Source organism: Inquilinus sp. NPDC058860 (assembly GCF_042743185.1).
In the GTDB taxonomy this organism is placed as follows: Bacteria; Pseudomonadota; Alphaproteobacteria; order DSM-16000; family Inquilinaceae; genus Inquilinus.
On sequence record NZ_JBHYMS010000025.1, the window covers coordinates 83580 to 95567 of the forward strand.

Sequence of the window (11988 nt, forward strand, 5' to 3'; positions counted from 1 at the left end):
GGTGGTATGACCCACCCCACTATAGTCGGGCCTTCGGCCGTACCAGGAGGGAATTCGTATGACGAGTGGACGGGAGTCCGCCGGCGCCGGCTCCGCCTATGCCGCCAGGGTCATCACCACCGGCGTGTGGTCCGAGGCCTTGTCGCGGCCGCGCGGCTCGCGATCGATGATGCAGGCGTCGAGCCGGTCGGCGAGCTCCGGGCTGACCAGCAGGTGGTCGATGCGGATGCCGTTGTCGGCCTGCCAGGCCTGGCCCTGATAGTCCCAGAAGCTGTAGCCGGTGGCGGTCGGGTTCAGCGCCCGCCAGGAATCGGTCAGGCCCAGATGCGTCAGCGCCCGGAAGCGGCGGCGCGTCTCCAGCAGGAACAGGGCGTCCTCGGTCCAGGCGGCCGGGTCGGCGGCGTCGCGCGCCTCCGGGATGACGTTGAAGTCGCCGCCCATGACGAAAGGCGTCCCGGCGGCCAGCAGGGTCTCGGCCCGGCGGCGCAGCCGGTCCATCCAGGCCAGCTTGTAGTCGTATTTCTCGGTGCCGGCGGGATTGCCGTTCGGCAGGTACAGGCCGCAGACCCGGACGCCCTGGACCGTTCCCTCGACATAGCGGGCCTGGGCGTCGTCGCCGTCGCCGTCCAGCCCGGTCAGCGGGTCCTCGATCGGCGTCTTCGACAACAGGGCGACGCCGTTATAGCTCTTCTGGCCGTGCACCAGCAGCCTGTAGCCCAGCGCCTCGAATTCGAAGCGCGGGAACGCCTCGGTCTCGCATTTGATCTCCTGCAGCACCGCCACGTCGGGGTCGGCGCTGCGCAACCAGTCCAGCACGTTCGACAGCCGGGCCTTGACCGAATTGACGTTCCAGGTGGCGACGCGCATGCCTCAGCCCTCCGCCCGGAGGATCGGTGGCGCGGCGGGCAGGGTGGGGGGCATGGCTGGTCCTCCGGGGCTGGGCGGCCCTCCGACTCCGGCGGGCGGCCGCTCAGATTGCGAAGGAAGTGCCGCAGCCGCAAGAGGAGCTGGCGTTCGGGTTCTTCACCTGGAAGGACGCGCCGATCAGCTCCTCGACATAGTCGATCTCGGCGCCGGCCAGCAGGTCGAGCGAGGTGTCGTCGACCACCACGGTGACGTCGTCGCGCCGGAAGGTCAGGTCGTCGCCGTTGACCTTGTCGTCGAAGCTGAAGCCGTACTGGAAGCCGGAGCAGCCGCCGCCGGACACGGCGATGCGCAGCATCAGCGCCTCGTTCTGCTCCACCTTGCGCAACTCGGCGATCCGCCGGGCGGCGCTTTCGGTCAGGTTCAGGATGCGGCCATCGTCGGGCATGGTTCGATCAATCGCATGGCGTCGGAACTGGTCCCCTCCAATGTAGGGAGCCGCGAGGCGTCTGCAAAGCGCCCACCGCGATTGCCAGCCCCGCATGCGGCGTCTAGCTTGGCCTCCGATGACCGCCGTCTACGCCACCGCTCCGGACCGCAGCCGCGGCCGGCTTCACGCCGAGCCGGACAGCGGCATGCGCTCGCCGTTCCAGCGCGACCGCGACCGCATCGTCCACTCCTCGGCCTTCCGCAAGCTGCAGTACAAGACCCAGGTCTTCATCTATCACGAGGGCGACTACTACCGGACCCGGCTGACCCACACGCTGGAGGTGGCGCAGATCGCCCGCACCATCTGCCGGGCGCTCGGCCTGGACGAGGATCTGGGCGAGGCGGTGGCCCTGGCGCACGATCTCGGCCACACCCCCTTCGGCCATGCCGGCGAGGATGCGCTGCACGCGGCGATGGCCGGCCATGGCGGCTTCCACCACAACGACCAGACCCTGCGCATCCTGACCGCGCTGGAGCGGCGCTACGCCGGCTTCGACGGGCTGAACCTGACCTGGGAGGCGCTGGAGGGCGTGGTCAAGCATAACGGCCCGCTGCTGCCGCTGCCGCCCGGCGGGGCGCTGCCGGCGACGATCGACGCCTTCCGCGCCGTCTGGGACCTCGATCTCGCCTCCCAGCCGGGGCCGGAGGCGCAGGTGGCGGCGCTGGCCGACGACATCGCCTACACCAACCACGACATCGACGACGCGGTCCGGGCCGGGCTGCTCGACCTCGACGCGCTGCGCGGCCTGCCGCTGGTCGGGCCGGTGCTGGCCGAGGTCGAGGCGCTGCATCCCGGCCTGCCGCGCCGCCGGCTGATCCACGAGACGGTGCGGCGGGTGATCGACCAGATGGTCACCGATCTCCTGGCGGAATCGCGCCGCCGCCTTGCGGCGCTGGCACCGGGCTCGGTCGAGGCGATCCGGGCGGCACCGACGCCGGTGATCGCCTTCTCCGACGGCGTTGCGGCCGATCTCGCGGTGGTCCGCAGCTTCATGTTCCGCGAGGTCTACCGCCACTACCTGGTCAACCGCGAGACCAGCAAGGCCCGGCGGGTGGTGCGCGACCTGTTCGAGCTGTTCACGGCCGAGCCCAACACCCTGCCGACCGACTGGCGCCGCCAGGCCGACGCGGCGGGTGCGGCCGGCCTGCCGCGGCTGGTGGCCGACTACATCGCCGGCATGACCGACCGCTACGCCCTGCTCGAGCACCAGCGCCTGTTCGCCCTGGACCGGCCGGTGTGAGGGGAAGGCAGGCCCTCTCCAGAATGATTCATCGTTGAATCAATTTCTTATCGCCCGTTTCTCCGATTCGCGTTACGATTCCGAATCAGTCGGGGGATAGTATGGTCGACACCGCCACACAGCTGCGACTCGCGCCGGACGGACAATGGGTCGAGGCGCCGCACGCGCTGCCCATCACCGCACCTGCTGCGGTCCAGCTCAGGCCGGTGCAGGCCTCGCCGCCCTGGCGCATCATCGTCCCGGCCGGGGTGATCCTGGTCGTCGTCCTGCTGTTCGCCGGCATCCTGATCTCGACCTACACCTCCGGCGGCTCGGTGACGATGGAGGGCGGGGTGCCGATCATCCGCGCCGACCGCGCCGAGTTCCGCACCCGGCCGGAGCAGCCGGGCGGCATCGACATCCCGAACCAGGACCGCCTCGTGCTGCAGGATCTCGGCCGCCGGCAGGCGCCGGTGAATGTGGCCACCGTGCTGCCGCCGCCGGAGCAGCCGATGCCGCGGCCCGTCCAGGCCGGCACCGACCAGCGCGGCTGGCGCCTGCCGCTGCCGGCCGCGGCACCCGGCGCCGGGGTGGTGGAGATCCTGCTGGCGCGCCCCGGCCAGGCCGCCGTGGCGCCCGAGCCGGTCCAGCTGGCCCCGGAGCCGGCTCCTCAGCCGGCCGCCACGGCACCCGCCGCCGCGGATCCCGCACCCGTCGCCGATCCGGCCCCGGTCCAGACCGCCGCGCTGGCGCCGGCAGCTCCGGCCGAGCCGGCCGCGCCCGCGCCCCAGGCGGCCCCCCAGCCGGCCGATCCGATCGCGGCGCTGCTGAACAACCCGGCCGCCGCCGACGGCTGGATCGACCCCGATGCCCGCGCGCCGGCCCAGGTCGCGGCGATCCCGGCCATGCCGGCGCCATCCCTGCCGACGATCACCGCCGTGCCGGACGGGCGCTTCGCGGCCCAGATCGCCGCGGTGACGTCGCCGCAGGAGGCGCAGGCCGAATGGGCCCGCTTCCAGCGCCGCTTCCCGGAGCTGTTCGGCGCGCTGCAGCTCGCCGTGCCGCAGGTCTCGGCCTCGACCCGGCTCGGCTACCGCGTCCAGGCCGTGCCGCTCGACCAGGCGACGGCGATGCGGCTGTGCGAGGCCCTGGCCAGCGAGAAGACCGGCTGCCTCGTCGTCCCCCGCTGAGTTTTTCCGTCATGTCCGCCAAAGTGTCGTATCGGGCGATCCTGTTCGGCTGCGCCGGCCCCGTCCTGACGGCCGAGGAACGGCTGTTCTTCCGCGACGCCGATCCGCTCGGCTTCATCCTGTTCCGCCGCAACTGCGAGACGCCGGACCAGCTCGCCGCCCTGGTCGCCGGCCTGCGCGACGCGGTCGGCCGCCGGGCGCCGGTGATGATCGACCAGGAGGGCGGGCGCGTCGCCCGCCTCAGGCCGCCGCACTGGCCGGCCTTCCCGGCCGCCGGCCGCTTCGGCGCCCTCGACGCGCTCGACATGGCGGCGGCGGAGGAGGCGGCCCGGGCCAACGCCACCGCCATCGCGCTCACCGTCGGCGCCGCCGGCATCGACGTGGTCGCGGCGCCGGTGCTCGACCTCGACCTGCCCGGCGCCGACCGCACGGTCGTCGGCGACCGTGCCTTCTCCGGCGACCCGGCCGTGGTCGCCCGGCTCGGCCGCGCGGTGGCGGAGGGGCTGCTCGACGGCGGTGCACTGCCGGTGATCAAGCATCTGCCCGGCCACGGCCGGTCGCGGGTCGACAGCCATGTCGCCCTGCCGGTGGTCGAGGCCGGCCTCGACACGCTGGAGCGCACCGACTTCGCCCCGTTCCGCGACCTCGCCGGCCTGCCCTGGGGCATGACCGGCCATCTCGTCTTCACCGCGCTCGACCCCGACCACCCGGTCACCCAGTCGCCGACCGCGATCCGCGACGCGGTGCGCGGCCGCATCGGCTTCGATGGCGTCCTGTGCAGCGACGACCTGTCGATGGGCGCGCTGTCCGGGTCCCTGCCGGACCGCGCGTCGCGGGCCCTGGCCGCCGGCTGCGACCTGGCCCTGCACTGCAACGGCGACCTGGCGGAAATGCGGGCGATCGCCGCGGCGGTGCCGGCGATCGGCACGGAGGCCGCGGCCCGCCTGGCCCGCGGCGAGGCCTGGCGCCGCCCGGCCAGCGAGCGGCCGGTGGAGAGCTATCTCGACCGGGTGAAAGATCTGCTCGGCCGCCTGCCGACAGCCTGACTCGTCACAGCATCCACGGCCGAAACAGCAACTTCCGATCGATGATACCACCCGCGGTCACGAACACCCCGCCGCCGGTGTAGTGCAGCGTCTTCGGGTGTTTCGGCGTCGGCGCCACATGCGCCTTCACCACCTCGAAGATGAAGAAGTTGTAGCGTTCGACCAGCGCGTCGTCGTGTAGCCGGCACTCGAAGCTGGCATGGCATTCGCGGATCAGCGGCGCCTCGACCTCCCGCGCGTCCTCGGCGGTCAGGCCGAACTCGCGGAACTTGTCGATCTCCGCGCCGGAGGTGTTGCCGATCCCGACCACCGTGTCGGTCAGGGCGGTCGTCGGCAGGTTGATGACGCATTCGCCGCTGTCGCGGATCAGGCGGAAGCTGTGGTTGCCGCCGGAGATCATGCAGCCGACCAGCGACGGCGAGAACTCGAGCACCGTGTGCCAGCCCAGGGTCATGATGTTGCTGCGGTCGCGCCAGCGCGACGACACCAGCACGATCGGTCCCGGCTCCAGGTAGCGCCGCACCTGGTGGACGGGGAAGTCGGTCTTCCTGCGCTGTCTCGCCATCGTCGATCCTCGGGCACGGCTGTTCGGTCAGAATGAGATGAAGCCTCAATCCATTGTCATCGCCGGGCTTGACCCGGCGATCCAGGGGCCATCCGGAGCGGCATCGACATTCCCTGGATGCCCGGGTCAAGCCCGGGCATGACAATTGATAAATAGGACCTTTCGCTCCGAGGTCCCCCGGTCGCGCGATCGATGTTGCTTCGGCACGCGCAGACAGCGAAACTCCGGCCATGCTGGAAGACTGGTCGAAGGTCGATGCGCCGCCGGTGACGAACCGGGAGGACGCCGCCTTCATTCTCAAATTCGAATCCTACGAGGGGCCGATCGATCTGCTGCTCGAACAGGCGCGCGAGCAGAAGGTCGACCTGACCCAGATCTCCATCCTGGCGCTGGCCGACCAGTACCTCGCCTTCGTCGAGCGGGCGCGGCGCCTGTCGCTGGAGCTGGCGGCGCATTACCTGGTGATGGCGGCCTGGCTGGCCTATCTCAAGTCGCGCCTGCTGCTGCCCGCCCCGCCGGGCGACGACGAGCCGAGCGGCGCCGAGCTGGCCGAGGCGCTGGCTTTCCAGCTGCGCCGGCTGAACGCGATGCGCGAGGCCGGGCAAGCGCTGATGGCGCGGCCGCAGCTCGGCCACGACCTGTTCGCCCGCGGCGCCGCGGAGGAGGATGAGGCGACCCCGACCTCGGTCTGGGCCGTGTCGCTGTACGACCTGCTCAAGGCCTATGCCGAATACCACCGGGCCAAGGCGGCGGCCGAGGGCAGCCTGCGCATCGAGGCCTCGGTGCTGTTCTCGCCGGAGCAGGCGCTGGAGCGGCTCGAGGCTATGCTCGGCCGGTTCCCGAGCTGGACCACGCTCGCCGCCTTCCTGCCGCCGCTGACCGGCAGCCCGCTGGTGCGCCGCTCTGCGCTCGCCTCCACCTTCGTCGCCACGCTCGAGCTGGCCAAGGCCGGCCGGCTCGCGATCCGCCAGGACGGGCCGTTCGGCCCGATCTGGCTCAAGGCTCAAATTCCCCAAACTACTGAAGAATGACCGAACCCACCCAAGCCCTCCGCCTGGTCGAAGCCATGCTGTTCGCCTCGCCGACGCCGCTGACCGAGGCGGCGATCGCCGAGCGCCTGCCCGAGGGCGCCGACGTGCCGGAGCTGATCGACACGCTGGTCGAGCAGTATCGCGGCCGCGGCGTCGCCCTGATGCCGGTCGCCGGCGGCTGGGCCTTCCGCACCGCGCTCGACCTGGCGCCGCTCCTGCGCGACGCCGGCCATGTGGTCCGGCGCCTGACCCGGGCGGCCCTGGAGACGCTGGCGATCATCGCCTATCACCAGCCGGTGACACGGCCGGAGATCGAGGCGGTGCGCGGCGTCGCCGTGGCCAAGGGCACGCTCGACACGCTCTTGGAGGCCGGCTGGATCGCGCCCGGCCGCCGCCGGCAGCAGCCCGGCCGGCCGCTGACCTGGATCACCACCCCGGCCTTTCTCGACCATTTCGGCCTCGCCGGCCTCGAGGACCTGCCGAGCGTCGACGAGCTCAAGGCCTCCGGCCTGCTCGACACCCGCCCGGCCATGGCGGTGCTGCCCGGCGGCACCCTGTCGGGAGAGGACGGGCCGGAGCCGCCGGAGGACGAGGACAGGGAGTAGCGCAGCGGGCCGCGCCGGGCCGTTTTGCCGCGGCCGAAGTCCAGGATTTCCGCGCTATTTCGCCCCGTCCGCCGGCATTGCGGTCGCGGGGGGTTTCTGCGATGATCCGGCCGCCTTGGGGCTGGAGGAAAAGTTTATGGGTGGTTTGAGTATTTGGCACTGGTTGATCGTCCTGGTGGTCGTCCTGCTGATCTTCGGGAACCGGCTGCCGCGGGCGATGGGCGACCTGGCCAAGGGGATCAAGAACTTCAAGACCGGGCTGTCGGACGACCCCAAGAACGAAGGGTCGGACGATCATCCGGCCGTGCCGCCGCCCGCGGGCACCGAAGCCGGCAGTCCGAACCGGACGACCGTCGACCGCCAATAGTCCCCTCGGGGAACCGGAACCGCGCCCCGTCCCTGGTGGCGGGGCGTGATGGACGAATGTGATGTTCGGTTTCGACTGGTCGGAGTTGATGATCATCGTGGTCGTGGCACTCGTCGTGCTCGGCCCGAAGGATCTCCCGCGCGCCCTCTATCAGCTCGGCAAATGGACGCGGCATGCCCGCCGCATCACCGGCGAGTTCCAGCGCCATGTCGACGACATCGTGCGCCAGGCCGAGCTGGAGGAGGTGCGCAAGACCGTCCAGGACGCGACCAAGTCGCTCGACGTCCGCGGCCAGGTGGCCGAGCACGTCAACACCGTGCTGGACCCGGTCAAGGACATCAAGCAGGCCTTCGACAAGGCGGCGCCCGGCGCCACGCCGCTGGCCGAGCCCGACAAGGCCGTGGGCAACGGCCAGGCGGCGCCCCCGGCGGCGGCGCCGCGACCGGTCGAGGGACCGCAGCCGGTCGAGGCCCCGAAGCCGGCAGCTCCCGAGGCTCCGGCCGCCTCGGCTCCCGAGATTGCCGCCGCCGAGCCCGCGCCGACCGCCGTTCCCGCGGCGCCGGCCGCAGCCCCCGCTGCCGCCCCGGCTGCCACCCCGACCGACCGCGCGAGCTGATCCATGGCGCCCTCCGACAAGGAGATCGACGACAAGCAGATGCCGCTGATGGAGCATCTGCTGGAGCTGCGCACCCGGCTGATCTATTCCGTGGTCGCGATCCTGGTCGGATTCTTCATCTGCTACCACTTCGCCGAGACGATCTACCTGTTCCTGACCCAGCCGCTGGCCGATGCGCTGCCGCCGGGCCAGCCCAAGTCGATGATCTACACGGCGCTGACCGAGGTGTTCTTCACCTACATCAAGATCGGCTTCTGGGGCGGCTTCTGCCTGGCCTTCCCGGTGGTGGCGAGCCAGCTGTGGATGTTCGTCGCGCCCGGCCTCTACAAGAACGAGCGCAACGCCTTCCTGCCGTTCCTGGCGCTCAGCCCGGTGATGTTCGTCGCCGGCGGGCTGTTCGTGTACTATTTCGTGTTCCCGCTGGCCTGGAAGTTCTTCCTGTCCTTCCAGGTCATGGGGCCGGATGTCGGCAGCGGCCTGGAGATCAGGCTCGACGCCAAGGTGTCGGACTATCTCGACCTGGTGATGCGCCTCTTGCTGGCCTTCGGCATCGCCTTCCAGCTGCCGGTGCTGCTGACGCTCCTGGTCCGTGTCGGCATCCTCAGCGTCGCCACGCTGAAGAGCAAGCGGCGCTACGCCATCGTCATCGTCTTCGTCGTCGCCGCCGTGCTGACCCCACCGGACGCGATCAGCCAGGTGGCGCTCGCCGTGCCGATGCTGCTGCTCTACGAGATCGCGATCCTGATCGGCGGCATGATCGAGCGCGACCGCGCCAAGCGCGACGCGGAGGCCGAAGCGGAAGACGCCGACGACGGCACGGCGGCCTGATCAAGAGTCCGAAGGCGTAGGTTGGGTTCGCGTCGGCGAACCCAACATTCATGAGCCGCAACGGCAGGATGTTGGGTTCGCGGTCGCGAACCCAACCTACGAAGCGGACCGCGCCGCGAACGCCTCGACCAGCGGGCCATAGGCCTCCGTCGGCGGAAAGGTCTCGTAGCTGTGCATCGCCGGCGTGGCCGCCCAGGGCAGCTTCTCACTGGTGAAGGTCTCGATGAACGGCACGGACCAGGCCGGGTCGTCCAGCATGGTCGACCGGATGTTGACGAACTGGTCCAGCCCTTCCGGCCGGGTGAACAGCCAGCTCAGGCAGTGCGGGCAGAAATAATGCCGCGACGGGCCGTGCAGCCCGCCGATCACCGGCTCGCCCTCCGTCACTGCGAAGCCCTCGCTCGGGATCGCCGCGGACAGGGAGAAGGCGCTGCCGGTCATCCGCCGGCAGCCGGTGCAGTGGCAGGCCATGGTCAGCAGCGGCCGGGCGGTGATGCGGAAGCGCACCCGCCCGCACCGGCAGCGGCCTTCCTGCGGCAGGGTGAGCTTGGTCATGGCGTCCTCCTGTTCGTTGCCCCGTTCTGAGGCGACGGAGGACGCCCGGCCAAGGCCTCAGCCCTTCGCCGCCGCCTCCAGCCCGGCGATGTCGATCTTCACCATCTGCAGCATCGCCTCGGTGACGCGTCTGACCTTGGCCTGGTCGGGATCGCCCATCAACTCGCCCAACCGCTTCGGCACGATCTGCCAGGACAGGCCCCAGCGGTCGCGCAGCCAGCCGCACTGCTCGACCGCGCCGCCTTCCTTCAGCGCGTCCCACAGCCGGTCGACCTCGGCTTGGCTGTCGCATTCGACCATGATCGAGAAGGCGTGGTTGAACGGGTCCAGCGGCCCCGCCTCGATCGCCTGGTAGCGCTGGTCGCCCAGGGTGAAGCCGGCGAGCCGCACGCTGCCGGCCGGGCCGCTCGGGGTGTCGGCGGGCAGGGGGGTGATCCAATGCACCGCCGAGCCGGGGATCAGCGCGGTGTAGAAGCCGATCGCGGCCTCCATGTCCTTCTCGAACCAGAGATGCTGGGTGACCTTCATCGCGTGTTCCTTCCTTCGATCGGGCGATCCTGCGCAGGACCGCTTCCTGGTCCAAGGACGACCGGGGGACTCCGGTCCCGACATCGGCTCGGAAAAATCCGGAGGGGTAGACGATCGGCCAATATCCTCCGAACCGCCGGAGGCCCAATATCAGCGCCTGAAACATTGATCCGTCATGGCGAGCCCCGCCCCGTGCGCCTATTGGGGGGCGCGGCCATCCAGGGCCGCTCGCACCGGCCCCCGGGATGGCCCCTTCTAAACTCAAGGGGGCGCTGCGCGCCTCGCCATGACGACATAGGGGATCTGGAGGTCGATCTCATAGGCCGCTGGTATAGGATGCCGCTGGCGGCTGGGGGAGGCGGCGATGGCCGGGCACGGGCATGTCGGCAAGACGGATGTCGCCGCCCTGGAGCGGTTCCTCGCCGATTCCGCGACTGCCGCGCCCTCGCAATACGCCTTCGTCCGCCGCGGCAAGGTGATGTGCTTCTACGCCGATTCCGGCGTGGCGCTGGAGGTCGGGGCCCGCTGCTTCCCCGACCGCGAATTCTCCGTCATCGACATTCAGGCCCGGAAGGTGGTGCTGCCGCACTGACCGCTCCTTCGTCCGGACGCCCATGCTCCCCAGAGCCTCGACCGGTTTCTGACTCGCACTCACTACGGGGCCAGCGGTGCAGCCGTTGCCGCGGCGATTCCGTCAGTCGAGCGTGGAGGGTTCGGAGCGTCTCGGCATGAAACGCTCCGCCCCAAAAAGAGATCGTGCCTGACTACGGGACTGCCGCCCTGACCTCGGTGCGGGCCGTCGAGTCCACCACGTCCCCACGGCTCGCCTTCCGATGTGTCGCCGTCATCTCCTCCGCCGGCTCCGGAACCGCCAGTACCCAAGCCGCTAGGATCCAGGCATTGGCACAGATATGATGGATGTGCCGATCCACTCTCCTAGCTGTTCTTCTACGTCCTCCTCAATATTTTGAAATAAATCATATTGCAATATAAGTTTTGTTGCCCACACACTTACTTGCCTATCTGCGCCGGAATCACCAAATAGCGAATACCAACTGTCCGGTGTTGGGTTCAGAAATACCGAGGCGTAAGAAAATTCAACTTCGATATTCTCGTTGGCAATATATGGGAAATAACCAAAAAATGATTTTTGATTTTGGATTGCTTTTTGATTCCAGAAAAATTGTCCTACGTCGTTGACTCCTGCCGCGTCACCCTCTGTCATTCGACTGCCGAAGTCGGTAATCACTTGGCCGGCCGGGGGGCCAGCAGCCATGCTTACAGCTCGAGCGACAAAGCTGGCGATCGATTCTCCGCCAGATACAGACGCCGTATAGTTTTGAAACTGAGGCTCCGTAGGCTGGACCCATGCTGTATTATTCACGATAGCCGATTGGACTATTGTTAACCACTCCGTTGAATTCAATTTGTCCGGATTGGAACAGTCATCGTCTGACCAGCCGTGCTTTACTTTTGCAATGCCTTTTGCGACGTGCTGCATCCAAAGAACAGTTATATTTGCAGCTCTCTGCAGCTGTGACAGAATGCCGATTGAAGGGATCAGGCAATCGTTGACGGCCGTGACAATCCCAGGTGAAGATTGATCCAAACGTTGGCCTGTCGGGGGATTCGGTTTGTTCTGACCTGAATTCCGTTCTTTGTAGTCGTTTATAATTTGATTGAGTTTCGACATAAAGGCTTCGTCCGGCAAAAAGCCGGATGCCAATACCTTTGAGGTCATAGGTGGTTCCTTTCCGGGTAAATTCTAAATTATACTCTGAGAGTTCTGAGCAAAAGCGCAATTTAGTTGCAAGCAAGTTGCAGAGTATCTTCCGCGGGACAAAAGTCCATAGAAAATATTCCCATAAAGTTTGGAGAAAAACCGATAGGAAAATCACAATTTATTCAAATTGTGATCTGCGACATATGCACTGACGCTGAAATCCTCCGAGAGATCGTCCATAGTCGCAAACGGTCCGATACCCTCGCGCTCAGCCCCTCGCGCTCAGCCCCTCGCGCTCAGCCCCTCGCGCTCAGCCCCTCGCGCTCAGCCCCTCGCGCTCCACCACCCGCGCGGGGTCGCT

General features: G+C 68.4%; 15 protein-coding genes. 9 read left to right on the forward strand and 6 right to left on the reverse strand.

Translation table 11 applies throughout. From position 1 onward, the window contains the following. Positions 1 to 96: 96 nt before the first annotated feature. Together xth and erpA are read right to left on the reverse strand one after the other, a co-directional pair. Positions 97 to 867, reverse strand: a complete 771-nt coding sequence (gene xth, locus ACFW16_RS18630; protein ID WP_380307662.1) for an exodeoxyribonuclease III — start codon at positions 865 to 867, stop codon at positions 97 to 99. A 103-nt stretch (positions 868 to 970) separates the two neighbouring features. After that, positions 971 to 1312: an iron-sulfur cluster insertion protein ErpA gene (erpA, locus tag ACFW16_RS18635; RefSeq protein ID WP_380307664.1), complete on the reverse strand. Its 342-nt coding sequence runs from the start codon at positions 1310 to 1312 to the stop codon at positions 971 to 973. Positions 1313 to 1430: 118 nt separating this feature from the next. On the opposite strand from erpA, the gene ACFW16_RS18640 reads away from it, so the two are divergent. From ACFW16_RS18640 to nagZ, 3 genes are all read left to right on the forward strand, one after another. Next, positions 1431 to 2594, forward strand: a complete 1164-nt coding sequence (locus ACFW16_RS18640; RefSeq protein ID WP_380307666.1) for a deoxyguanosinetriphosphate triphosphohydrolase — start codon at positions 1431 to 1433, stop codon at positions 2592 to 2594. Between the two features lie 101 nt (positions 2595 to 2695). Then, a complete protein-coding gene (locus tag ACFW16_RS18645) occupies positions 2696 to 3763 on the forward strand; it encodes an SPOR domain-containing protein (RefSeq protein WP_380307668.1) in 1068 nt (355 codons plus the stop codon). Positions 3764 to 3774: 11 nt separating this feature from the next. Further along, the gene (nagZ, locus tag ACFW16_RS18650; protein WP_380307670.1) at positions 3775 to 4809 is read left to right on the forward strand and encodes a beta-N-acetylhexosaminidase; all 1035 of its coding nucleotides are present in this window, start codon (positions 3775 to 3777) and stop codon (positions 4807 to 4809) included. A 4-nt stretch (positions 4810 to 4813) separates the two neighbouring features. On the opposite strand, the gene ACFW16_RS18655 is transcribed toward nagZ, so the two are convergent. Beyond that, entirely contained in the window at positions 4814 to 5374 is a 561-nt protein-coding gene (locus ACFW16_RS18655) for a flavin reductase family protein (protein ID WP_380307672.1), read from the reverse strand. A 230-nt stretch (positions 5375 to 5604) separates the two neighbouring features. Here ACFW16_RS18655 and ACFW16_RS18660 point away from each other — a divergent pair, with 230 nt between their 5' ends. The 5 genes from ACFW16_RS18660 (at position 5605) to tatC (ending at position 8821) form a co-directional block, all read left to right on the forward strand. After that, entirely contained in the window at positions 5605 to 6405 is an 801-nt protein-coding gene (locus tag ACFW16_RS18660) for a segregation and condensation protein A (protein ID WP_380307674.1), read from the forward strand. Beyond that, entirely contained in the window at positions 6402 to 7010 is a 609-nt protein-coding gene (locus ACFW16_RS18665; RefSeq protein WP_380307676.1) for an SMC-Scp complex subunit ScpB, read from the forward strand. Before ACFW16_RS18660 ends, ACFW16_RS18665 begins: the two co-directional genes overlap by 4 nt. A gap of 115 nt (positions 7011 to 7125) precedes the next feature. After that, entirely contained in the window at positions 7126 to 7377 is a 252-nt protein-coding gene (tatA, locus tag ACFW16_RS18670; protein WP_380307678.1) for a twin-arginine translocase TatA/TatE family subunit, read from the forward strand. 61 nt (positions 7378 to 7438) lie between these two features. Next, on the forward strand, positions 7439 to 7993 hold the full coding sequence (gene tatB, locus ACFW16_RS18675; protein ID WP_380307680.1) for a Sec-independent protein translocase protein TatB: 555 nt from the start codon (positions 7439 to 7441) through the stop codon (positions 7991 to 7993). A 3-nt stretch (positions 7994 to 7996) separates the two neighbouring features. Next, complete coding sequence (tatC, locus tag ACFW16_RS18680) at positions 7997 to 8821, forward strand: twin-arginine translocase subunit TatC (protein WP_380307682.1); 825 nt, start codon at positions 7997 to 7999, stop codon at positions 8819 to 8821. 96 nt (positions 8822 to 8917) lie between these two features. On the opposite strand, the gene ACFW16_RS18685 is transcribed toward tatC, so the two are convergent. Beyond that, the gene (locus ACFW16_RS18685) at positions 8918 to 9376 is read right to left on the reverse strand and encodes a GFA family protein (RefSeq protein WP_380307684.1); all 459 of its coding nucleotides are present in this window, start codon (positions 9374 to 9376) and stop codon (positions 8918 to 8920) included. A gap of 57 nt (positions 9377 to 9433) precedes the next feature. Beyond that, positions 9434 to 9904, reverse strand: a complete 471-nt coding sequence (locus ACFW16_RS18690; protein ID WP_380307686.1) for a VOC family protein — start codon at positions 9902 to 9904, stop codon at positions 9434 to 9436. Between the two features lie 364 nt (positions 9905 to 10268). Between ACFW16_RS18690 and ACFW16_RS18695 the strand changes: the two genes are divergently transcribed. After that, a complete protein-coding gene (locus ACFW16_RS18695; protein WP_380307688.1) occupies positions 10269 to 10496 on the forward strand; it encodes a hypothetical protein in 228 nt (75 codons plus the stop codon). Between the two features lie 294 nt (positions 10497 to 10790). Here ACFW16_RS18695 and ACFW16_RS18700 read toward each other — a convergent pair whose 3' ends face one another. After that, positions 10791 to 11645: a hypothetical protein gene (locus tag ACFW16_RS18700; protein ID WP_380307690.1), complete on the reverse strand. Its 855-nt coding sequence runs from the start codon at positions 11643 to 11645 to the stop codon at positions 10791 to 10793. Positions 11646 to 11988 lie beyond the last annotated feature (343 nt).